Below are 21,441 nucleotides of genomic sequence, written 5' to 3'. Positions count from 1 at the left end.
CGTCGACCATCTCAGTCCTCTCGTCCATCCAGCACCCGCGTTCATCCGCGCGGTGAGAGCGGGGTCCGCGCGGCGCGCGACGCCGTCCAGCTCCCGCACGGGCACGGCGCCGCGCGTGCTGGAGCAGAGCCACAGCGTCTCCGCCCGCTCCAGATCGTCCCGCACCATCGGACCGATGCGGGAGGGCATGTCGGCGAGTCCTGCGAAGACGTCGGCCTGGGTCGTCCCGGGGAGCACCCCGTGCTCGGGCGGTGGCGTGACCAGCGTCCCGTCGAGCAGCGCAATCAGCGTCGACCGCGGCCCTTCGAGCACGAAACCGTCGGCGCTGACGAAGATGACATCGTCCGCGCCCCGGCTCCGCGCCTCCCGCAGGGCCGCCTGGTTCACGGCGTACGCGAGGGATTTCGCCCCCTGCAGCAGCCAGGGCGCCGTCTCCATGACGTCGTGCCTGTATCCGCGGTCGAGGGACCACCGCGGAGACGCCCCGCGCGCGGACGGCCTCCGGGTCCTCAGCCCGCGAAGCCCAGCACCCACCCCGTCGGCCCGGCCGGGTCGATCTCGTCCCCGCGGGTCATCGCGATCTTGATCGAGGGCGATCTCCCCCTCGCGGAGCACTCCGGGACGGGACACCTCGACGGCTGCGTGGCGCACCGCCCGTGCCCACCGCTCGCGGCGTGGCACGGGCAGCCCCAGGAGCTGCGCCGAACGCTCCAGTCGTGCGAGGTGCGCGTCCAGGGCCTGCGGCCTGGCCTGACGCACGACAGCGGTCTCGAACACGCCGTCGCCGCGGGTCACGCCGAGGTCGGTCGCCCGGATGATCGGCTCCCGCGGGTCGACCGGGTGGATCCCGCCCTCCGCGCCCTCGTCGGCGAGATCGAGCCGGTAACAGCAGCAGTGCACGCATGGGATTCCGCTCTCGCAGGTTCGGGGGCCGGTCAGCCCGCGGTCAGGACGGCCTCGGGGGCCTCGGCCGCAGATGAGTCGAAGACCCGGGACGCGTCACGGGCGATGCGCTCGGCGAGCACCTCGTGGTCCGATCCCCGGTCCGGTGGGGACCGTGACCCGGCCCGCGACGGCCGTCACCGGAGGGGTGATGATGTCGGACTCGTAGTACTTGTCCGAACCCGACACGTCCGACGGGAGCAGGAAGCCCGGCAAGCGAGGACAGCGCGACGTTCGCGGCCCGCCCGACGCCGAACTCGTGCATTCCCCCCGCACCACACCGGGATGCCCGCATCGCGTGCCATGTCGTGCGCGGCCGCGGGCGACGGTCAGCCCGCCCATCCGCGACACCTTGATGTTGAGGACCCGCCCTGCACCCAGCCGGATCATGGTCCGCAGGTCGCCGAGGTCGACGACCGACTCATCCAGGCACACGTCCGTGTCGAGCCGCGCCTGCAGATCGGCGTGGGCCACGAGATCCCGCGGCGCGAAGGGCTGCTCGATCATGGTGAGCGCCTCACGGTCCAGGCGCCTGAAACACCTCGGCCGCCCGGTCGTCATCCGCGTAGGCGCCGTTTCGCATCCACGTGGAGGTCGAGGTCGGGGAAGGCACCGCGCACCGCGCGCACGGGCTCCACGTCCCACCCCGGAGCGATCTTGAGCTTGACGCGCGGGTAGCCCGGCCGCGCGCTGCAGCTCGACCTGGGCGAGCAGCTCGTCGAGCGACGGCTCGATCCCCAGCGACACCCCGGCGACGACCTCGTCGCGCGTCCCGCCCAGGGCCGCGGCGAGCGCGATCCCCCGCGCATCCGGGAGGACAGGTCCCACACCGCTCCGGAGAACCCGGCCTTCGCGAACTCATGCCCGCGGACGCGTGCCCACGACGCCTCCAGAGCCGCCGGCTCGTCCCCGTCCGCACGGAGCAGCGCCGGCACGAGGTAGCGCGTCGCGATCTCCCACGCGGTGACCGTGGTCTCCGCGCCGTAGAACGGATCGCTCGGCGACGCGATCTCCCCCCAGCCGGTCTGCCCGTCGGCATCGGTGACCTCGACGAGCACGTGCTCGATGCCGGACTTGCGGTGCGAACTCGTCTCGAAGCTGTGACGCAGCGGCTGTCGAAGGGCGAACAGCCGGACGCGGACGACCCTCACGCGTCCTCCTCGGTGCGGGGGCGCGGAGTCTCGGGGCCGTAGAGACCCAGCCGTGCCACCAGCCGGTCCCGTTCGGCCAGCCGCCTCCGCGCGCCCTTCGCGCTCGCCGTGGTGAGCGCACTCAGCAGGTGGCACACCGCCGCGACCGGGGTCGGGGAGTCGGCATACGAGGCGGATCCGGTGCGCACCCGGATGAGCGAGGTCGCGATCGATGCGAGCGGGGCGTCCTCACTGTCCGTGATGACGACGAGCTGACCCCCGGCTTCATGGAAGAGCCGCCCGAGCCGCACGGTCTCCTCGCGGTAGCGCCGCAGGGAGAACGCGATGAGCACGTCGCTGGCCCGCACGTCCCGTGAGCACGGTGAGCGGCTGCAGCGCGTGCCCGTCGACGAGGAAACACGTTCGACAGCGTCGCCGAGAGATCCGCATTGAGCAGTGCGCGTACGGCCGCCGCCTTGCCCTCGCCTGCCACATACCGTCGTCGGGCACCGAGCAGCAGCGCGGCGGCCTGCGGGACCTGGGCCGATCGGCTGAGCTCCTCGAAGGTCTGGGCGAGCGTGCGCTGCTCGGTCTCGATGATCCGCGCCTGGATGCTCTCGGCGGAGAGGTTGGTACGGATGCGCTCGCCGTAGCGGTCCCGCGGAGAGACGAGGTCGCGATCCTCCTGGTCGTGGTCGTGGTCGTTCATGCCGTGCCCTCCCCGGGTGTCGCGCGGTAGACCGCCGTGTCGTCGTCGAGGCGCACGGCCCCGACGAGGACGTCCCCGCGGCGGAACGCCGCAGTCATCGTCCGCTCCAGATCCCGCCGCAGCACCGCACGATCCTCGGCGTCGAGCTCGCCGGGGCGGGTCGGGATCGCGATCCAGGTGCCGCCGTCCGCCGCCACGGCCCGCCCCCAGTCGTCCGGCCCGAGCTCAGGCGGGACCGGGAGGGTGCGGCGGATCGGGTGATCGGCGGCGTCCAGATCCCAGGAGACCACCAGGCGGTCGGTGTCGGGACGGGCGTAGTAGTCCCGTTCGTACGCGATGCCGACGGCGCCGAGCGAGCTCAGGTTGAAATGGGCGTTGCGCGAGAGCAGCGGATCGAACGTCCACCGCATCGTCCGCTGCCCCCAGCGCAGAGCCACCGCGCGCTGCGCGAACTTGAGTGCCTGGCCGACGCCCCGCCCCTGGTGCGCGGCGTCGACGGCCGCCGCCTGTGAATAGTGGAACGACGCACCGGCGGTGTCGCAGCCGGCGAAGCCGTAGGCGAATCCGATCAGCGTTCCGTCGTCGGCGAAGGCGCCGACCGCGGAACCACCGTTGCGGGCGAGGGCGGTGAGCAGGTTGGCGTTGAGCGCGTACTCGTTCTCCGTGTAGGCGAAGACGCGGGCGTACAGCGCGGCGGCCTCACGGAACTCGGCGTACTGGGTGAGTTCGCGGCAGCCGTGGGCGACACCGGCGGCCACCGAAGAAAGAGGCACGATACGTTTCCTAAGATCGAGAAGTCCTGCTGCTCTGAGCGATGCTATCGGCGGGTTGCGGGGTGATCAAGGGGCAAGATACGGTTCGTAACCGTGACGACTCCTTCGGCAGTGCGCGACGCGGACCATCCTTCCGACGACATCATCGCACTCGTGCGCGAACTCGTGCTGCTCGAGACGCCGAGCCGCGACGTCGAGGCGAGCGGCCGTATCGCCGACCTGCTGTCCGCGTGGTTCGCCGGCGTCGGCGGCACCGTCCAGCGGGTTCCGCACGAGCTCGGGACAGACCTCGTCATCGACGTCCCCGGCACCGGAGACCCGGTGCTCCTCATCGGCCACACCGACACCGTGTGGCCGGTCGGCACGCTGGCGGACGACCTGCCATGGAGCGAGGAGGGCGATGTCGTGCGCGGCCCCGGCTCCTACGACATGAAAGCCGGCATCGTCGTGATGCTGGAGACGCTGCGCCGCCTGCAGCCCCTGCCGCTCGCACAGCGGCGCGCGGTGCGGATCGTGCTGGTCGCGGACGAGGAGATCGGCTCGCCGGTCTCGGGCCCCCTGCTCGCGGAGCGGGCTCGAGGTGCGGCCTGCGCCATCGGGTTCGAGTCCCCGCATCCCGACGGCGCCCTCAAGGTCGGCCGCCGCGGCAGTGCCCGGGTGCGCATCGCCGTCACCGGACGCGCGGCCCACGCCGCGCTCGACCCGGAGCACGGCGTCTCGGCGATCGACGAACTCGTCGACCAGCTCCTGCGGGTCCGCGCGATCGTCGCCGACCCGGATCTGCCGAGCCCGGTGCTCTGCAACGTCGGGGTCATCGACGGCGGGGCGCGCACCAACGTGGTGCCGGCGCAGGCCGCGGCCGAGATAGGACTCCGCTTCCTCGACCCGGACTCCGAGGAGCGCGTCCTCGCCGCTCTCCGCGGTCTGACCCCCGTGCGCCCTGGCGCCCACGTCGAGGTCGCCGTGCTCAGCGCCCGATCCGCCTGGCGTGCCTCCGCGGCGGACGCCACCTTCCTCGCGCGGATCGCCGAGAAAGGGGCCGCGCTCGGCCAGCACGTCGACGGCCGCCCCGCGGCCGGCGCGGGCGACACCAACCTCCTCGGCGGCCGCGGGCTCCCGACGGTCGACGGCTTCGGCCCGCGGGGTGGCGGCGCGCACGCGGTGGACGAGCACTTCCTGCGTTCCTCCCTGCACGAACGCATCGCGCTCCTGCGCGCCGTGCTCACCATCCCGACGGAGTGACGATACGATTCCGGTTCCCGCGCCCGAGCGAAACCGACCCGGGATACGTTCCGGATGTCTGGGACGTGTGACCACCGTCCGCCTCGGCGATCTCTCCCGGCGCATCCTGGCATCCGCGTGTTTCCGCCGTGTTACACCCCCTCGACGGCCGGCGATCTTTCCGGGTGTCGGCACTTTTCTTCCGCGATACGCATCGAATGTCTTGACCGCGCGGCCGTCTTCCGCTTGCATGGTCAGCACCGACCCGGCTTCACTGTGGATCCGGGCGGCGCCCGAAGGGACCTTCCATGCGTCTTGCCCCCCGCTCCAGAACCGTGCGAAGTCTGACCGCCGCCGCGATCGCCTCCGCGCTCCTCATCGCCGCTCCGGCCGGCGCCGCCCAGGCGCAGTCCGTCAGCGCCGCCACCGAGTCCCCGGCGTCCGAGACGACGCTCCGGATCGCTACCTCCGGATTCGTGGACACGTTCAACCCGTTCATCTCGATCTACCTGACGCCGACGAACATCATCCGGTACGTCTACGAGTCGCTCGTGCAGAACGACGCCGAGGACGGCTCCCCCACGAAGGGCCTCGCGGACTCCTGGGAGGCGACGGACGGCGGCCAGACCTGGACCTTCACCCTCCAGGACGACCTCGTCTGGTCGGACGGTGAGCCCATCACCTCCGCCGACGTGAAGTACACGTACGACCAGATGATGACGGTCCCCGCCCTCGGCACCGCCAACGGCAACCTCGTCTCGAACTTCGACACCGTCGAGACCCCCGACGACAAGACCGTCGTGATCACCCTGAAGACGCCGCAGGCCCCGAACCCCGGCTCGGAGATCCCGATCGTCCCGAAGCACATCTGGGAGGCGGTCGACGACCCCACCACCTTCACCAACGACGCCGACGTCGTCGGCTCCGGTCCGTTCGTCCTCGACAGCTACTCGGCCAACCAGTCCATCGTGCTGAAGGCGAATGAGAACTTCTGGCGCGGCGCCCCCAAGATCGACGCGATCCAGTACGTGTACTACACGAACTCCGACGCCCAGGTGCAGGCGCTCAAGGCGGGCGACGTCGACCTCGTCACCGGCCTCACCCCGACCCAGTTCTCGGCACTCGACGGCGTCGACGGCGTCACCACGCACTCCGGCGAGGGCCGCCGCTACCACTCGATCAGCATCAACGTCGGTCAGCAGACGCGCGACAACGTGCCCTACGGCACCGGCAACGCCGCGCTGAAGGAGCTCGAGGTCCGCCAGGCCATCCGCCTCGGCACCGACACGGCCACCCTGCTCGACAAGGTGCTGGACGGCGAGGGCACGCTCGCCACGAGCTTCATCCCGGCGTCCTTCCCGAAGTGGCACCTCTCCGACGACGACGACGTGATCGTCGGCTTCGACCCCGAGGCCGCACAGGCGAAGCTCGACGAGGCCGGCTGGGTTCCCGGCGCGGACGGCATCCGCGAGAAGGACGGCCAGCGCCTGAGCCTGCGCCTGCTGACGGATGCGGACGATGCCAACGAGCAGTCCATCTCCGACTTCTTCGTCCCGTGGATGAAGGACATCGGGATCGAGATCACGGTCGAGTCCACCGACTCCGACACGATCAGCGCGAAGGCCACGTCCGGCGACTACGACCTGTACTTCAGCGGCTGGTCGGTCAATCCCGACCCCGACTACCAGCTGGGCATCAACACCTGCATGAACCTGCCGACCGCGACCGACGGCACCGGCGGCACCACGCAGGACGGGTACTGCAACCCGGAGTTCGACGAGATGTACGCCGCGCAGCGGTCCGAGATCGACCCGGAGAAGCGCCAGGAGATCGTGCACGACATGCTCGCGCTGAACTACACCGACACCGCGCAGGTCGCGACCTGGTACGCCAACTCGCTGGAGGCCTACCGCTCCGACCGCTTCACAGGCTTCACCCTGCAGCCGAAGGACGGCGGCATCATCGCCAACCAGGCCGGCTACTGGGGCTACCTGACCGTCGAGCCCGTCGAGGGGGCGACCGCCGGCGGCACCGGCACGAACACCGGACTCATCATCGGAGGCGTCGTGGTGGGGGTGGTCCTGATCGGAGGACTCATCTTCTTCCTGATCCGTCGCCGCAACATCGCCGACGTCGAATGAGTCCGGCGAGACGCCGCGGGTGGCGGGCTTCCGCCCCCGCGGCGTCTCCCGGTCCGCTGTAAGGAGACCCCCATGTCCAACGCGGTTCCCCCGTCCACCTCCGCCATCGCGACGAGCGCCGCGGCCGAGGAGCAGCCGAAGGGCGTCGGCGCCCTCCGCTACTTCCTGGTCAAGCTCGGCGGCGCGGCCATCAGCCTGGCGATGGTGATCCTCCTCGGATTCTTCGCCTTCAAGATCCTGCCAGGCGATCCGGTCGCCTCGATCGCCCGTGAGCGCGGCATGAGCGCCGAGCAGGCCGACCAGCTACGCGAGCAGCTCGGCCTGAACAAGCCCCTGTGGCAGCAGTTCGTCGACTACCTCGGCAACGTGTTCACCCTGAACTTCGGCACGAGCTACGTCTACCGCACCTCCGTGTCCGAGCTCATCGGCCAGTACTTCTGGAACACGATCCTCCTCACCGGCACGGCGGCGATCATCGCGATCGCGCTCGGTCTCTGGCTCGGGCAGAAGGCGGCCTGGAAGCACGGCTCCACCTTCGACCGCATCGTCTCCGGCACCTCGCTCGTGTTCTGGTCGGTACCGACCTTCTGGCTGGCGCTGCTGCTCCTGATGATCTTCGGCGGCACGCTGCACTGGTTCCCGACCGGAGGCATGGTCTCCCCCAACCCGCCCACCGATCCGGTCGGCGCGGTCCTGGACGTGATCTCGCACATGGTGCTCCCGGTCATCACGATGGTCGCGGTCGTCTACGCGCAGTACCTGATGGTGATGCGCAGCTCGCTCCTCGAGGAGATGGGCGCCGACTACCTCACGACCGCGCGGGCCAAGGGCCTCAGGGAAGACCTCGTCCGCCGTCGGCACGCCGTCCCCAACGCCCTGTTGCCGACCGTGACGCTCGTCTTCATGCACATCGGCGGCCTCATCGCCGGGGCGGTCACGGTGGAGACGGTGTTCTCCTGGCCCGGGCTCGGGAAGCTGACCTTCGAGGCCATCTCCGGACCCGACCTCCCGCTCCTGCAGGGTACCTTCGTGGTGTTCTCCACGATCATCATCGCGATGAACCTCATCGCGGACCTCATCTACCGTCAGCTCGACCCGAGGGTGAGGCGCGCATGACCACGGCATCCCCGACCATCCGTTCACCCCGTGCTCTGGCGTGGCACCGCCGCGGCACCGCGTTCGTCGACTTCTGCCGGCAGTTCGCCCAGCACCGGGCGGGCATGGTGGGCCTCGTCTTCCTCGTGATCGTCGCGCTCATCGCGATCTTCGCCCCCGTGATCGCCCCCGCCAGCATGCTCGACGTCACGAAACTCGTCGACGTGCAGCGCTTCGCGCCGCCGTCCTGGGAGCATCCCCTCGGCACCGACCATCAGGGTCGCGAGATCTGGGTCCGCATGGTGTGGGGCGCCAGGGTGTCCCTGCTCGTCGGCCTCGCCGCCACGGCAATGTCGATGATCATCGGCACCCTCGTCGGCCTCTCGGCGGGCCACTTCACCGGCTTCTTCGGCGGGCTGATGATGCGCATCATCGACTTCTTCCTCGTGCTGCCGTCGCTGATCCTCGCGATCGTGCTGTCGTCGGTGCTGAGCCGCGGCGTCTGGACCATCATCATCGCGATCGGCCTGACCTCGTGGGCCGGTACCGCCCGCGTCGTCCGCGCGCAGACCCTGTCCGTGGAGTCGCGCGACTACATCGAACGCTCGCGGGCCCTCGGCGCCGGGCACTGGCACATCATCATGAAGCACCTCCTCCCCGGGGTGCTGCCGCTCGTGCTCGCCAACACGACGCTCACGGTCGGCTCGGCGATCATCTCCGAATCCACCCTGGCGTTCCTCGGCCTCGGCGACACCACGCTGCAGTCCTGGGGCTCGATCCTGAAGAACGCGATGGACGTCTCCGCGGCGACCAGCGGCTACTGGTGGTACGTGCTCGTGCCCGGCATCGCCATCGTCCTCGTCGTGCTGTCGTTCACCCTGATGGGCCGTGCCGTCGAGAACATCACCAACCCGACGCTGAGGAGCCGCTGAGATGCCCGACCTGATCTTCGACGACGTCTCCATCACGTACCGCACCTCCGGGCGGTCCGGTCGGGACGAGGTGGCGGCCGTGCGCAACGTCTCGCTCACCCTCCCGGCAGGGCAGACCCTCGGCATCGCCGGCGAGTCCGGTTCCGGGAAGTCCACGCTCGCCATGAGCGTGCTCCGGCTCCTGCCGCGCAACGCCCGTCTCAGCGGCCGTGTGCTGCTGGGCGACGAGGATGTCGCCGCGTTGTCCTTCGGGCAGCTGCGCGCCGTGCGCTGGGCGCAGACGTCCATCGTGTTCCAGGGCGCGATGCACTCGCTCAACCCGGTGCGCACCGTCGGCTGGCAGCTCCTGGAGGCGCTCGAGCTGCACGCCTCGGAGCGTTGGAAGGGCGAGAAGGCACGCAGAGAACGCGTGCGCGAACTGCTCGACATCGTCGACCTGCCGCAGCAGAAGAGCGAGTCGTACCCGCATGAGCTCTCCGGCGGCCAGAAGCAGCGCGTGATGATCGCTATGGCCCTCGCCTGCGATCCCGAGGTCATCATCGCGGACGAGCCGACCACCGCGCTCGACGTGATCGTGCAGAAGCAGATCCTCGACATGATCTCCCGGCTCGTGGCCGAGCGCGGCATCTCGATGCTCATGATCAGCCACGACCTGTCGGTGCTCGCCACGGCGTGCGACCGGATCGCCATCATGCGCGACGGGGAGCTGGTCGAGGTCGGCGAGAGCTACGCCGTCTGCACCACCCCGCAGGAGGCGTACACGCGTCAGCTCGCCGACGCCTTCCCCACGATCGGCGACCCGGCCTCGCGGATGGCCCCGGTGACCCGGCACGGTCGTGGCGCGGACGAGGTGCCGGAGATCACGCACGGCGACGAGGTGCTGCTCGAGGCCCGCGGCGTCAACGTCACCTACCGCTCCGGCGGGCGCCCCGTGCATGCGGTCCGCGACGTCGACCTCTCCGTGCGCACAGGCGAGATCGTGGCGCTCGTCGGCCAGTCCGGCTCGGGCAAGTCGACCCTCGCCCGCGCGCTGATGGGCTTGCAGCCTGCCGACCCCGGGTCGCAGATCCGCTTCGACGGCGCACCCCTTCCGTCGAAAGGACGCGACCTCGCGCGGTTCCGCTCGCAGGTGCAGCTCGTGCTGCAGGACCCGTGGGCCGCGCTGAACCCGAAGCACAGCGTGTACGAGTCCGTCGCCGAGGGGCTGCGTGTGCAGCGCTTCGCCGGCGACGAGCGCGAGCGGGTGGCGCAGAGCCTCGCCGACGCGGAACTCACCCCGCCGGAGCGCTACTTCGGCGCCATCCCGCAGGAGCTCAGCGGCGGGCAGAGGCAGCGCGTCGTCATCGCGGGGGCCCTCGCCGTGCAGCCGCAGATGCTCATCGCGGACGAGCCCGTCGCCTCGCTCGACGCGTCCGTGCGCGGGGAGATCCTCGGACTCCTGCTGGAGCTGCGCCGCCGCCTCGGGCTCTCCGCCCTCGTCATCACGCACGACCTCGGTCTCGCCTGGAACATCGCCCACACCGTCGCGGTGATGTACCACGGGCAGATCGTCGAGCACGGCCCCACCGAAGAGGTGCTGCTGAACCCGCAGCACGAGTACACCAGGCACCTGCTGTCCGCGGCGCCGCGCATCGAGGAGAAGACGGCATGAGCGTCACGACGGAGGCGGCGGTGTCGCCCTATCTCGACACAGCGCCCCTGCAGCCCGGCGACACCGTGGCGATCGTCTCGCCCTCCGGTCCCGGTAACGAGGAGAACACCCAGCGCGCCGTCGGCTACTACGAGTCCTGGGGCCTGAAGGTCCGGGTGGGAGAGCATGTCCTCACGCCGCACCCGCGCGCGTCGTACCTTGCGGGGCCGGACGAGCTCCGCCGCGCCGACCTCGTCGACGCCTGGCTCGATCCCGAGGTGGACGCCGTCGTCACGGCCCGAGGCGGCTACGGGGCCCTGCGCCTCCTCGACGGCATCGACTGGGCCGACATGCGCCGAGGCGCGCTGCGCAAGGACGGACGACCGAAGCTCCTCACGGGCTCGTCCGATGTGACCGCCCTGCACGAGACGTGGCGCGCGCATCTCGACGTCGCGACGCTCTTCTGCCCGATGGCGGGCAACAACGTCTTCCGCGATTCCGAGCAGGTGCGCGACGACGTGCAGCGCTGGCTCTTCGAACCATGGCGCGGACGCGAGCTCATCGGCCCGAAGACCGAGATCATGACGCCGGGGCGCGCCGAGGGACGCTTCACGGGCGGCAACCTCAGTCTGCTCGCCGCCGGACTCGGCGCCCCGGAGGCGGACGTCCCCGCCCCCGGCATCCTTTTCCTGGAGGACATCACCGAGGAGCCGTACCGCCTCGACAGCTTCGTCACGCAGCTCCGGCGCGCGGGCCGTCTCGCCCAGGCGACGGGCGTCGTGCTCGGCTCCTGGCATGAGTGCGGCGACCTCGACCTCGTCCACGCGCTCATGCGGGACGAGTTCCAGGACGCCGGCGTCCCCGTGCTGTGGGAGCAGGGCTTCGGCCACGACCCGCACGCCCTCACCATCCCGCTCGGTGTGGACGGGGTGCTGGACGCGACCGGCGACGAGCCCCGCCTCACGGTGGGACGGCCATGATCGCGCTTCCTCCCATCGACCCCCGTGTCACCTGGTCGATCCGGCTCGTCGACGCCGGCACCGCGGAGACCCTGGCCGAGCACGAGCCGCACACGCAGTGCGAGACCGCGAGCATCGGCAAGATCTTCCTGCTCCTCGAGGTCGCTCGACGGCTGGAGGCGGGCACGCTCGCCGAGGACGACCGGATCGAGATCCCGGACGAGCACCGCGTCGAGGACTCCGGACTGCTGTACCGCATGCACGATCAGCGCATCACGGTGCACGACGCGGCGCTCCTCGTCGGTGCGGTGAGCGACAACCTCGCCACGAACGCGCTGATCCATCTCTGCGGCCTGGAGGAGGTGCGGGCCGTCGCCCCGGCCCTCGGGTACCGCGACACCGCGCTGCACGATTACATCCGCAACGAGCGCACCCCCGACCTGCCCTGGACGCCGTCGTTCGGCACCGCGGCCGAGCTGTCCGACGTGATGCGCCGTCTCGGTGCCGGCGAGGCGTTCTCGCCCGCGGTAAGCGCCCGGGTGCTGGACTGGCTCGCCGCCGACACCGACACGTCGATGACCGCCGACGCCTTCCTCCTCGACCCCCTCGCCCACGTCGAGGCCGAGTATCAGGGCATGGTGCTGCGCCACAAGACCGGCAGCGTGGGCTTCGCCCGCGTCGACGTCGGGCTGCTGCGGGGCCCGAGGGCCGCCGTCGCGTATGCAGTGGCGGCGAACTGGAAGGACTCCGCGGCCGATCTCCGCGCGCCCGTGCTCGACGGCATGCGCGCCGTCGGCGAGCTCATCCGTGCGCACGTGACCGGGCGTGCACGGGACGAGGAGGACGCATGAGCACGATCGACGTGGAGCTCCCCGACGAGAACGGCACGGTGTGGTCGGTGCTCGTCCAGGACGTCGACTCGGGCGAGGTGCTGCTGCGCCATGACCCGGAGACGGTGCAGGACACCGCGAGCGTCGGCAAGATCTTCCTCCTGCACCGGCTCCTCACCGAGGTCGACGCGGGCACGCGCACCCTCGAGGACCGGGTCACCCGGCGGCCGGTCGAGGCCATCGAGGACTCCGGTCTCTGGTACCTGCTCCAGGCATCCGAGCTGTCGCTGTACGACGTGGCCGCTCTCATCGGAGCGGTGAGCGACAACGCCGCGACCAACACGCTGGGTCGCGTCATCGGCATCCCGACCGTGCAGGAGCACACCCGCGCGCTCGGCTACACCGCCTCCGCCCTCGACGACATCGTGCGGTGGCCGATCCCGCCCGGCGCACCCCGCACGCTGTCGCACGCGAACGCCGCGGAACTCGTGCGCTTCATGTCGCGGCTCGCCGACGGCACCGACCTCTCCCCCGCCTCGGCCGACACGCTGCGCCGCTGGCTGGGCGCGGGCATGGACCTGTCGATGGTCGCCTCGGCGTTCGACCTCGACCCGCTCGCGCACTGGGGCTTCGACCGCGGCGTCTGGCTGCTGAACAAGACCGGCACGATCTCCCGCGTCCGCGCCGACACCGGGATCGCGATGTCCCCCAGCCGCCGGATCGCCTACGCCGTGCTGGCCAACTGGGACAGAGGAGCCGACGGACGCGGTCCGGTGCTGGCCGCGATGCGTCGCATCGGCGAGGGCATCCAGGCCGCGCTCGCCGACTGACCACGGTTCACAACTCAGGACATCCGGTGTCAGTCGGTACGACGCGCCGCACCCGCGGCACCGCCGACCCGGTTTCTCCTGAGTTGTGAATGCGGGTCAGACGGCTCCGGCACGAGCCAGACGCTCCCGCACCCGGTCGATCGGCACCGCGTGCGCCGTCCGCCCCTCGGGGCCCACGGTGGTCTCCGCGGCGAGCACCGAGTTGATCAGCGCCTCCTCGACAGCGTCCATCGTCGCGGCGAAGAGCGGCGAGAGGTCGTCATCCGCCGCAGGACCGCCCGACGCCGGGTCGTGCACGGAAAAGGCGATCGCGTAGTCGCCGCTGCCCTGTGCGTAGTCGGCGCCCACGCCCCGCATCGCGAACACGGCGCGGTGGGCCACCCGGCCGAGCTGACGGCCGTCGACGGGCGCATCCGTCGCGACGACGATCATGCACGAGTTGCCGACGGGCTGTGCCGGCTCCTCGGCGAGCAGCTCCTCCGCGGGCAGCGGCACCCCCGCGATCCGCAACGTGCCGCTGAAATTCGTCTGCACGAGAGCCCCGACCGTGGACGCGCTCCCCGCGACATCGACCAGACGGGACGCCGTGCCGATGCCGCCCTTGTACCCGAGGGCGACGGTTCCGGCACCGGCACCGACGCACCCCTCCGCGACCGGACCCGCTGCCGCCGCAGCCAGTGCCGCCGTCACCTGCTCCTCGCCCACGGCCCGCCGGCGGATGTCGGAGAGGAACCCGTCATTCGTCTCGCCCACCACCGGGTTCAACGTGGTCGTCCGCGCATGCGCCGGCGTCGCCAGCAGGTGCCCGAGCAGCGCATCCGCGACGCGGAACACGGACAGGGTCGAGGTCAGTAGGACCGGCGTCTCCAGAGCCCCGAGCTCGCGGAGCTGCGTGGCACCCACGAGCTTGCCGTAGCCGTTGCCGACCGAGAGGTTCGCGGGAAGGCTGCGGCGCTCGGCGGTGAGGGCGTCGGGGACGATGGCCGTCACTCCCGTGTGCAGACCGTCGCCGTGCAGCGTGGCGTGCCCCACCCGCACGCCGCGGACATCGGTGATGGCGTTCGCCGGGCCGCGCGCGAAGGCGCCGGACGGGACCCCGAGGTCGGCGAGACGGGGACGGGAGGACGAGGACGACGGCGGTGTCATGCTCCGATCCTCCCAGCGTCGGAGGGGCCGGCCGCAGTGCCGCGCCGGACGCTCCCCCGGGTCGAGCGCCCGTCCCTTGCGCTCGGTAGACTGGGCGGCACCACCCACACTCAGGCACGCTCACACAGTGCCGCATACATCGCTCGAGGAGACCTCCATGTCCGCCATTCCCGACAAGCCCGCACTCGAAGGTCTCGAAGCGAAGTGGGACGCCGCCTGGGCGGAGCAGGGTACGTACCTGTTCGACCGTCTGTGCGCCGCCGAGCTCGGCCGTGAGGGCGTCTACTCGATCGACACCCCGCCGCCCACCGCCTCCGGCAGCCTCCACATCGGTCACGTGTTCTCCTACACGCACACCGACGTCAAGGCGCGGTACGAGCGCATGCGCGGCAAGACCGTGTTCTACCCGATGGGCTGGGACGACAACGGCCTGCCCACCGAGCGCCGTGTGCAGAACTACTACGGTGTGCGCTGCGACCCGTCGCTCCCCTACGACGCCGACTTCACCCCGCCGTTCGAGGGCGGCGACAACAAGTCGAGCCGCGCCGCCGACCAGCAGCCGATCAGCCGTCGCAACTTCATCGAGCTGTGCGAGCGCCTCACGATCGAGGACGAGAAGCAGTTCGAGGCGCTGTTCCGTCAGCTCGGGCTGAGCGTGGACTGGACGCAGACCTACCGCACCATCTCCGACGACACGATCCGGCAGAGTCAGCTCGCCTTCCTCCGCAACATCGAGCGCGGCGAGGCCTATCAGGCCCTGGCGCCGACGCTGTGGGACATCGACTTCCGCTCCGCGATCGCGCAGGCCGAACTCGAGGATCGCGACCAGCAGGCCGCGTACCACACGATCGAGTTCCCCTTCGCGGACGGTTCCGGTTCCATCGCGATCGACACCACGCGCCCGGAGCTCCTCCCCGCGTGCATCGCGATCGTGACCCACCCCGAGGGACCGCACAAGCACCTCATCGGCACGAAGGTCCGCACGCCCTACTTCGGCGCCGAGATCGAGATCCACGGCCACCACCTCGCCCAGCCCGACAAGGGCACCGGCGCCGCCATGGTCTGCACCTTCGGCGACGTGACCGACATCATCTGGTGGCGCGAGCTGCGCACCGCTGCCGGCGAGTCCCTGCCTAACATGACCACGATCGGTCTCGACGGCCGTTTCCTCCCCGAGGCCCCGTCGATCGTGGCCGACGCCGACGCCCGCGCCTGGTACGCGGAGAACGTGGCAGGCAAGACCGTCTTCAGCGCCCGCAAGGCGATCGTCGAGAAGCTGCAGGAGACCGGCGACATGACCGCCGTCGGCAAGCCCTTCCAGCACGCCGTGAAGTTCTTCGAGAAGGGCGACCGCCCGCTCGAGATCGTCTCGACCCGGCAGTGGTACATCCGCAACGGCGCCCGCGACGGCGAGCTGCGCGAGCAGCTCCTCGCGCACGGCACCGAGCTGGCGTGGCACCCCGACTTCATGCGGGTCCGCTACGAGAACTGGGTCGGCGGCCTCACCGGCGACTGGCTCGTGTCCCGGCAGCGGTTCTTCGGTGTGCCGATCCCGCTCTGGTACGCGCTGGACGAGAACGGCGAGCGCGACTACGACCGCGTGCTCACCCCGGACGCGGCCGCGCTGCCCATCGACCCGACCACGGATGTGCCGGCCGGCTACACCGAGGCCCAGCGCGGCGTGCCGGGCGGGTTCGACGCCGAAGCCGACATCCTCGACACGTGGGCGACCTCGTCGCTGACCCCGCAGCTCGCGGGCGGCTGGCAGCGCGACGAGGAGCTGTGGCAGCTCACTGCTCCGTTCGATCTGCGCCCGCAGGGACAGGACATCATCCGCACCTGGCTCTTCTCGACCATGCTGCGCTCCACGCTCGAAGACGGCCGCGCCCCGTGGAAGAACGCCGCCATCTCCGGCTTCATCGTCGACCCCGACCGCAAGAAGATGTCGAAGTCGAAGGGCAACGTGGTCACCCCGGCCGACGTGCTCGACGCCCACGGTTCGGACGCGGTGCGGTACTGGGCGGCTTCCAGCCGACTCGGCATGGACGCGGCGTTCGACCCGCAGAACCCGACTCAGGTGAAGATCGGTCGGCGTCTGGCGATCAAGGTGCTCAACGCCGCCAAGTTCGTGCTGTCGTTCCCGGTGCCCGAGGGCGCGCAGGTGACGCATGCGCTCGACGCCTCGATGCTCACGGCACTCGATGGCGTGGTGGCGGAGGCGACCGCGGCCTTCGACCGGTATGACGCGGCCAGAGCGCTCGAGCTGACCGAGGCGTTCTTCTGGACGTTCTGCGACGACTACCTGGAGCTCGTGAAGGAGCGCGCCTACAACCAGAACGACGTGGGCCAGGCCTCGGCCGCCCTCGCGCTGCGTCTGGCGCTGTCCACGCTGCTCCGCCTGCTCGCACCGGTGCTCTCCTTCGCCACGGAGGAGGCATGGTCGTGGTTCGAGGAGGGCTCCGTGCACACCGCAGCGTGGCCCGAGAAGCTCGGCATCGAGGGCGACCCGGCCGTGCTGGCCGCCGCCAGCGAGGCGCTCATCGGCATCCGGCGCGCGAAGACCGAGGCGAAGGCGTCGCAGAAGACCCCGGTCTCCCGTGCCGCCATCGCCGCACCCGCCGCGAAGGTCGAGGCCTTGCGCGCCGCGGCGGACGACCTCCGCGCTGTCGGCCGCATCGCCGCGCTCGAGATCTCCGAGGCGGAGGAGTTCGCGGTCACCGCGATCGAGCTCGCCCCGGTCGAGGCTTCCTGATGCAGCTCGGCACGCGCTGGGCCACGGGGGCGCAGCCGCCCGCGTCCGTCCCCGAGGCGTTGCGCCCCGCGATCGCCGAGGTCGAGTCCCAGGGCCTCACCGGTCACTGGACCCTCACCTGGCTCGAGGGCCGCGCGATCGCGGAGCTCGACGCCGGCTGGGAGGTCCTCCAGTCCTCCTCCGGCGAGGTCATCGCCCGCCCCTTCTGATCGCCGAGACCCCGCTTCATCGTCGAGACCCCCTCCTCCCCGCGCGGATAGGAGGGGGTCTCGACGCGTATCCGGGGTCTCGGCGTCAGCGGCGCGGGGCTCCGAGCTGCGCGAGGAGATGGTCCACGGCGTGCGGGTCATGCCGGCGGGCCTGCTGTTCGCGGAGGAGGTCGAGGGCGAGGACCCGCCGCTGTGCGCGACGCTCGATCCGGTGCTCGATCATGGCGGTGACCCGGTCGGCGAGGTGCAGCAGGCCGCGCTCCGTCCGCGTGGGACTGACGAGGTGCAGGGTGGCGGCGGTCATGATGCGTCCGTCGTCTCGGCCGCGGCGGCGCCTCCAGGCGTGGGGAGGTCGAAGATCTCGGCACGGAGGGAGACACGGCGCACGTCCGGGCCCTCCTGACCGCGGTACTGCGCGATCGCCTTCTCCACGACGGCCTCCAGTTCCGCCCGCAGCGACATCGCCTGCTCCGCGGTCATGTCGAGGTGCGTGGTGATGGTCAGACCCACGTCACGCCACCCCTCGGGGATGTCGGCATCCGAGCGGTTGAGGTACTGCATCAGCGTCTCGTGCCGGAGCCGGAAGAACTCCGATGTCACGATCTGGGCCGCGGCACGGTTGGCCGGCGACATCTGCTCGTCCGGTCCCGGCACGTCGATGCGGCCCTTCGGGCGCTCCCACCACCGCTCCCGCGCCGTGCCACGACCTTCCACTTCGCGGATGAGATCGTGGGCGGCGAGGGCGCGGAGGTGGTAGCTGGTGGATCCCGAGGTCTCCCCGACGAGGGCCGCGAGAGAGCTGGCCGTCTGAGGACCACGAGAGGCGAGCAGATCGAAGATCTTGACCCGCAGCGGATGCGCCAGCGCCTTGAGCGCTCCCGCATCCAGCGTCCGTACCTGCGTCTCGTTCGTCATGCATGCAAAGGTACGCTTGCAAACAACTCTTTGCAAGCTTTTCTTTGCAACGCGGTCAGCTCACCGCATCCCGCGCCGCGACGAAGGCCGTTACACAGCGCTCGACCTGCTCGGCGGAGTGCGCGGCGGAGAGCTGCACCCGGATGCGCGCCTTCCCCCGCGGCACCACCGGGAAGCTGAACGCCGTCACGTAGACGCCCTGGTCCTGCATCGCCGCGGCGATCCGGGCTGTGAGCGCGGCATCACCGAACATGACCGGCACGATCGGGTGCTCTCCGGGAAGCAGATCGAAGCCTTCCTCCGCCATCCGGGTGCGGAACAGGGCTGCGTTGTCCCGCAGCCGCGCCCGCAGGTCCGCCGATCCCTCGACGAGGTCAAGTGCGGTCAGGGTACCGGCCACGATGGCCGGAGCGAGGGTGTTCGAGAACAGGTACGGACGGGAACGCTGACGCAGCAGCGCGACGATCTCCGCGTGGGAGGCGACGTACCCCCCGGAGGCGCCGCCCAACGCCTTGCCGAAGGTGCCGGTGTAGATGTCGACACGATCTGCGACGCCGCACAGCTCCGGCGTCCCTCGCCCGTTCTCCCCGACAAAGCCGACCGCGTGCGAGTCGTCCACGAAGACGAGGGCGTCGTACCGCTCGGCGAGGTCGCAGATCTCAGCGAGCGGGGCGATGTAGCCGTCCATCGAGAAGACGCCGTCGGTCACGATCACGCGGAACCGGGCATCGGCGGCCGCCCGCAACTGCTCCTCCAGATCCGCCATGTCGCGGTTGCGGTACCGGAGTCGGCGCGCCTTCGAGAGGCGGATGCCGTCGATGATGGACGCGTGGTTCAACTCGTCCGAGATGATCGCGTCCTCCGCGGAGAACAGCGTCTCGAAGACACCGCCGTTGGCGTCGAAGCAGGACGAGTAGAGGATCGCGTCGTCGGTGCCGAGGAAGTCCGCCAGCCGACGCTCGAGTTCGAGGTGCTGCTCCTGCGTGCCGCAGATGAAGCGCACGCTCGCGAGCCCGTACCCCCACTCGTCCAGGGCCGTCCGGGCCGCAGCGAGGATGCGGGGGTCGTCGGCGAGCCCGAGGTAGTTGTTCGCGCAGAAGTTGAGCACCTCGGCGCCGTCGGCCGTGATCTCCGCCCGCTGCGGTCCGCGGATGCCGCGCTCGTGCTTGGTGAGCCCGGCCTCCTCGATCCCCGCCAGCTCCTGCGCCACATGGTCCTTGAAGGTCGCGTACATCACAGCTCCGTCCAGTCGAGGATGATCTTGCCCGTGCCGGCGGACTCCGCCGCCGCGAATCCGCGCTCCCAGTCGCGCGCCGGCACGACCTCGGCGATCACGCGGCCGATGGCCGCCCGCAGTGTCGCGCTCGTCTGCAGCATCGCCCCCATGGCGTTCCAGGTCTCGAACATCTCGCGACCATAGATGCCGGTGATGGTGAGCATATGCGTGACGAGCTTGCCCCAGTCGATGTCGAACCCCGTCGACGGCAGCCCGAGCATCGCGATCCGTCCGCCGTGGTTCATGTTGTCGATCATCGCCGGGAGCGCCGATGCCGCACCGCTCATCTCGAAGCCGATGTCGAAACCCTCGCGCATGCCGAGCGCCCGCTGCGCGTCGCGGATCTCCTGGCGGGAGACGTCGACGACGTCGTCTGCTCCCATCCCTCGCGCCATCTCCAGGCGCGGGCCGCTCACGTCGGTCCCCACGATGAAGCGGGCACCGGCATGCCGGGCGACGGCGATCGCCATCAGGCCGATCGGGCCGCAGCCGGTGACGAGGACGTCTTCGCCGACCAGAGGGAAGCGGAGGGCGGTGTGCACGGCGTTGCCGAGCGGGTCGAAGATCGCGCCGAGCTCCGGAGCGACCTCGGCGTGGTGGACCCACACGTTGGTCGCCGGCAGCGAGAGGTACTCGGCGAAGGCACCGTCGCGCTGCAGACCGAGCCCGATGGTGCGGATGCACATCTGCCGCCGTCCGGCACGACAGTTCCGGCAGGTGCCGCAGACGATGTGTCCTTCGCCGGAGACCCGGTCGCCGACGGCGATGTCATGGACGAGCGATCCGACCTCGACGACCTCGCCGTAGAACTCATGTCCCGGGATGAGGGGCGCGGAGATCGCGGAGGCCGCCCAGTCGTCCCATCGCCGGATGTGCAGATCGGTCCCGCAGATGCCGGTGCGGAGGACGCGGATGACGACCTCGCCGGGGCCGGCCGTGGGATCGGGTCGCTCCACGAGCGCGAGGCCGGCGCCGGGTTCCTCCTTGAACAGAGCCTTCATGCTCCGATCTCATCGCATACGTCGCTGTAGAACAATCGGCAGCTTCTGCATCGTCTCTATAGCCAGGTCTAAACTATCGACGTGGAACTCCATCAGCTCCAGATCCTCCGCGAACTCGGAGCCCTGGGCAGCGTGACGGCTGTCGCCGACACGCTCCGGGTCACCCCGTCCGCCGTCTCGCAGCAGCTCGCCGCGCTGCAGCGCTCCTTCCCCGCCCCGCTCACCCGTCGCCAGGGCCGCACGCTCGTGCTGACCTCTGCCGGCGAGGTCCTCGCGGCGGCCGGCGCCGAGGCCATCGATGCCATGGCCGCAGCGCGGCACGCGCTGGACGACTTCGAGGGCGCGGCGACCGGAGAGGTGAGCATCAGCGGGTTCCACAGCGTCGGTCAGGCGCTCTTCGGCCCGCTCGTGCGGGAGCTCTCCGGGAAGGAGCACGCGCCGACGGTACGCCTGACGGACGAAGATGTCGCGCAGAGCGAGTTCCCTGGGCTCACCGCGCGGTACGACCTCGTCCTCGCGCATCGGATGGAGCACTCCGCGCCGTGGCCGACCGCAGGCATCCGCGCTGTCGGTCTCGTCCGCGAGCCCCTGGACGTCGCGGTCGCCGCCGCACATCCTCTCGCCGGTCGCCGCACCCTCTCGCCGGACGAGGTCGCCGACGAGCACTGGGTGACGAGCCGCGTGGGGGTACTCCCCCGACGACGTGCTCCGTGCCGTCGCCGCCGTCGCCCGCCGCCCGGTCGAGGTCCGCCACCGCATCAACGACTACGGCGCGGTGTCGGCGGTTGTCGCGGCCGGCGGCGTCCTGGAATGCTCCCCCGGTTCACCTCGCGCAGCGTCGACGATCGCGACATCGTACGCATCCCCCTGCGCGGCGTGAGCACGCACCGCATGATCGACGTCCTCGCGCGCCCGGAGAACCTGCGCCGCCGCTCGGTCCGTGTCGTCGT

21 protein-coding genes are annotated in these 21,441 nt (G+C 70.6%); 11 read left to right on the top strand and 10 right to left on the bottom strand.

All coding sequences use genetic code 11. The features are described 5' to 3' along the window. The 5 genes from AB1285_RS17580 to AB1285_RS17560 form a co-directional block, all read right to left on the bottom strand. The coding region (locus AB1285_RS17580) for an aminotransferase class IV (protein WP_429977559.1) at window positions 1-900 on the bottom strand (900 nt) is incomplete at its 3' end. A gap of 99 nt (window positions 901-999) precedes the next feature. Further along, on the bottom strand, window positions 1,000-1,449 hold the full coding sequence (locus tag AB1285_RS17575) for an enolase C-terminal domain-like protein (protein WP_429977558.1): 450 nt from the start codon (window positions 1,447-1,449) through the stop codon (window positions 1,000-1,002). Between the two features lie 50 nt (window positions 1,450-1,499). Further along, window positions 1,500-2,093, bottom strand: a complete 594-nt coding sequence (locus AB1285_RS17570) for a hypothetical protein (RefSeq protein ID WP_429977557.1) — start codon at window positions 2,091-2,093, stop codon at window positions 1,500-1,502. Next, a complete protein-coding gene (locus AB1285_RS17565) occupies window positions 2,090-2,440 on the bottom strand; it encodes a MurR/RpiR family transcriptional regulator (RefSeq protein WP_429977556.1) in 351 nt (116 codons plus the stop codon). The genes AB1285_RS17570 and AB1285_RS17565 overlap by 4 nt, the downstream gene beginning before the upstream one ends. 337 nt (window positions 2,441-2,777) lie before the next feature. Continuing rightward, on the bottom strand, window positions 2,778-3,554 hold the full coding sequence (locus AB1285_RS17560) for a hypothetical protein (protein WP_370428811.1): 777 nt from the start codon (window positions 3,552-3,554) through the stop codon (window positions 2,778-2,780). Window positions 3,555-3,647: 93 nt separating this feature from the next. Between AB1285_RS17560 and AB1285_RS17555 the strand changes: the two genes are divergently transcribed. The 8 genes from AB1285_RS17555 to AB1285_RS17520 all read left to right on the top strand — a co-directional run bounded on the left by AB1285_RS17555 (window position 3,648) and on the right by AB1285_RS17520 (window position 13,192). Further along, window positions 3,648-4,796 (top strand): M20/M25/M40 family metallo-hydrolase, encoded by a 1,149-nt coding sequence (locus AB1285_RS17555; protein WP_370428812.1) that lies wholly within the window; start codon window positions 3,648-3,650, stop codon window positions 4,794-4,796. 314 nt (window positions 4,797-5,110) lie between these two features. Then, window positions 5,111-6,916, top strand: a complete 1,806-nt coding sequence (locus AB1285_RS17550; protein WP_259954566.1) for an ABC transporter substrate-binding protein — start codon at window positions 5,111-5,113, stop codon at window positions 6,914-6,916. 72 nt (window positions 6,917-6,988) lie between these two features. Then, complete coding sequence (locus AB1285_RS17545; RefSeq protein WP_101845193.1) at window positions 6,989-8,032, top strand: ABC transporter permease; 1,044 nt, start codon at window positions 6,989-6,991, stop codon at window positions 8,030-8,032. Further along, window positions 8,029-8,943, top strand: coding sequence for an ABC transporter permease (locus AB1285_RS17540; protein ID WP_082758500.1), 915 nt, complete (start codon window positions 8,029-8,031; stop codon window positions 8,941-8,943). Before AB1285_RS17545 ends, AB1285_RS17540 begins: the two co-directional genes overlap by 4 nt. Window position 8,944: 1 nt before the next feature. Then, entirely contained in the window at window positions 8,945-10,594 is a 1,650-nt protein-coding gene (locus tag AB1285_RS17535) for an ATP-binding cassette domain-containing protein (protein ID WP_429977555.1), read from the top strand. Continuing rightward, window positions 10,591-11,553 (top strand): S66 peptidase family protein, encoded by a 963-nt coding sequence (locus tag AB1285_RS17530; protein WP_370428814.1) that lies wholly within the window; start codon window positions 10,591-10,593, stop codon window positions 11,551-11,553. Before AB1285_RS17535 ends, AB1285_RS17530 begins: the two co-directional genes overlap by 4 nt. Further along, entirely contained in the window at window positions 11,550-12,383 is an 834-nt protein-coding gene (locus AB1285_RS17525) for a serine hydrolase (RefSeq protein ID WP_370428815.1), read from the top strand. The genes AB1285_RS17530 and AB1285_RS17525 overlap by 4 nt, the downstream gene beginning before the upstream one ends. Beyond that, window positions 12,380-13,192, top strand: a complete 813-nt coding sequence (locus AB1285_RS17520; protein ID WP_280564040.1) for a serine hydrolase — start codon at window positions 12,380-12,382, stop codon at window positions 13,190-13,192. The genes AB1285_RS17525 and AB1285_RS17520 overlap by 4 nt, the downstream gene beginning before the upstream one ends. Window positions 13,193-13,288: 96 nt before the next feature. Here AB1285_RS17520 and AB1285_RS17515 read toward each other — a convergent pair whose 3' ends face one another. Next, on the bottom strand, window positions 13,289-14,338 hold the full coding sequence (locus AB1285_RS17515) for a P1 family peptidase (protein WP_280564042.1): 1,050 nt from the start codon (window positions 14,336-14,338) through the stop codon (window positions 13,289-13,291). 157 nt (window positions 14,339-14,495) lie between these two features. On the opposite strand from AB1285_RS17515, the gene valS reads away from it, so the two are divergent. Together valS and AB1285_RS17505 are read left to right on the top strand one after the other, a co-directional pair. After that, the gene (valS, locus tag AB1285_RS17510) at window positions 14,496-17,090 is read left to right on the top strand and encodes a valine--tRNA ligase (RefSeq protein WP_280564044.1); all 2,595 of its coding nucleotides are present in this window, start codon (window positions 14,496-14,498) and stop codon (window positions 17,088-17,090) included. Continuing rightward, window positions 17,090-17,299 (top strand): hypothetical protein, encoded by a 210-nt coding sequence (locus AB1285_RS17505; protein ID WP_280564047.1) that lies wholly within the window; start codon window positions 17,090-17,092, stop codon window positions 17,297-17,299. The genes valS and AB1285_RS17505 overlap by 1 nt, the downstream gene beginning before the upstream one ends. Before the next feature lie 85 nt (window positions 17,300-17,384). On the opposite strand, the gene AB1285_RS17500 is transcribed toward AB1285_RS17505, so the two are convergent. The 4 genes from AB1285_RS17500 to tdh are packed head-to-tail and all read right to left on the bottom strand — an operon-like array spanning window position 17,385 to window position 20,491. Beyond that, window positions 17,385-17,603 carry a hypothetical protein gene (locus AB1285_RS17500; protein WP_187661727.1) on the bottom strand — a complete coding sequence of 73 codons (219 nt, stop codon included), beginning with the start codon at window positions 17,601-17,603 and terminating at the stop codon, window positions 17,385-17,387. After that, window positions 17,600-18,214, bottom strand: coding sequence for an ArsR/SmtB family transcription factor (locus tag AB1285_RS17495; RefSeq protein WP_370428816.1), 615 nt, complete (start codon window positions 18,212-18,214; stop codon window positions 17,600-17,602). Before AB1285_RS17495 ends, AB1285_RS17500 begins: the two co-directional genes overlap by 4 nt. 55 nt (window positions 18,215-18,269) lie before the next feature. Then, window positions 18,270-19,448: a glycine C-acetyltransferase gene (locus tag AB1285_RS17490; RefSeq protein ID WP_370428817.1), complete on the bottom strand. Its 1,179-nt coding sequence runs from the start codon at window positions 19,446-19,448 to the stop codon at window positions 18,270-18,272. Further along, complete coding sequence (tdh, locus tag AB1285_RS17485) at window positions 19,448-20,491, bottom strand: L-threonine 3-dehydrogenase (protein WP_187661729.1); 1,044 nt, start codon at window positions 20,489-20,491, stop codon at window positions 19,448-19,450. Before tdh ends, AB1285_RS17490 begins: the two co-directional genes overlap by 1 nt. Before the next feature lie 81 nt (window positions 20,492-20,572). Between tdh and AB1285_RS17480 the strand changes: the two genes are divergently transcribed. After that, window positions 20,573-21,441: LysR family transcriptional regulator (locus AB1285_RS17480; protein ID WP_429977554.1), on the top strand; the 869-nt coding region annotated here is incomplete at its 3' end.

Source organism: Microbacterium sp. NRRL B-14842 (genome assembly GCF_050470785.1).
This window is presented reverse-complemented; position numbering and strand designations above follow the sequence as displayed.

What these genes read in the sequence shown, in the direction of transcription:
- AB1285_RS17535 (WP_429977555.1), top strand. Translation starts at nt 8,945, where the DNA reads ATGCCCGACCTGATCTTCGACGACGTCTCCATCACGTACCGCACCTCC.
- AB1285_RS17540 (WP_082758500.1), top strand. Translation starts at nt 8,029, where the DNA reads ATGACCACGGCATCCCCGACCATCCGTTCACCCCGTGCTCTGGCGTGG.
- AB1285_RS17530 (WP_370428814.1), top strand. Translation starts at nt 10,591, where the DNA reads ATGAGCGTCACGACGGAGGCGGCGGTGTCGCCCTATCTCGACACAGCG.
- AB1285_RS17490 (WP_370428817.1), bottom strand. Translation starts at nt 19,448, where the DNA reads ATGTACGCGACCTTCAAGGACCATGTGGCGCAGGAGCTGGCGGGGATC.
- AB1285_RS17515 (WP_280564042.1), bottom strand. Translation starts at nt 14,338, where the DNA reads ATGACACCGCCGTCGTCCTCGTCCTCCCGTCCCCGTCTCGCCGACCTC.
- valS (WP_280564044.1), top strand. Translation starts at nt 14,496, where the DNA reads ATGTCCGCCATTCCCGACAAGCCCGCACTCGAAGGTCTCGAAGCGAAG.
- AB1285_RS17545 (WP_101845193.1), top strand. Translation starts at nt 6,989, where the DNA reads ATGTCCAACGCGGTTCCCCCGTCCACCTCCGCCATCGCGACGAGCGCC.
- AB1285_RS17495 (WP_370428816.1), bottom strand. Translation starts at nt 18,214, where the DNA reads ATGACGAACGAGACGCAGGTACGGACGCTGGATGCGGGAGCGCTCAAG.
- AB1285_RS17505 (WP_280564047.1), top strand. Translation starts at nt 17,090, where the DNA reads ATGCAGCTCGGCACGCGCTGGGCCACGGGGGCGCAGCCGCCCGCGTCC.
- AB1285_RS17525 (WP_370428815.1), top strand. Translation starts at nt 11,550, where the DNA reads ATGATCGCGCTTCCTCCCATCGACCCCCGTGTCACCTGGTCGATCCGG.
- tdh (WP_187661729.1), bottom strand. Translation starts at nt 20,491, where the DNA reads ATGAAGGCTCTGTTCAAGGAGGAACCCGGCGCCGGCCTCGCGCTCGTG.
- AB1285_RS17575 (WP_429977558.1), bottom strand. Translation starts at nt 1,449, where the DNA reads ATGATCGAGCAGCCCTTCGCGCCGCGGGATCTCGTGGCCCACGCCGAT.
- AB1285_RS17500 (WP_187661727.1), bottom strand. Translation starts at nt 17,603, where the DNA reads ATGACCGCCGCCACCCTGCACCTCGTCAGTCCCACGCGGACGGAGCGC.
- AB1285_RS17520 (WP_280564040.1), top strand. Translation starts at nt 12,380, where the DNA reads ATGAGCACGATCGACGTGGAGCTCCCCGACGAGAACGGCACGGTGTGG.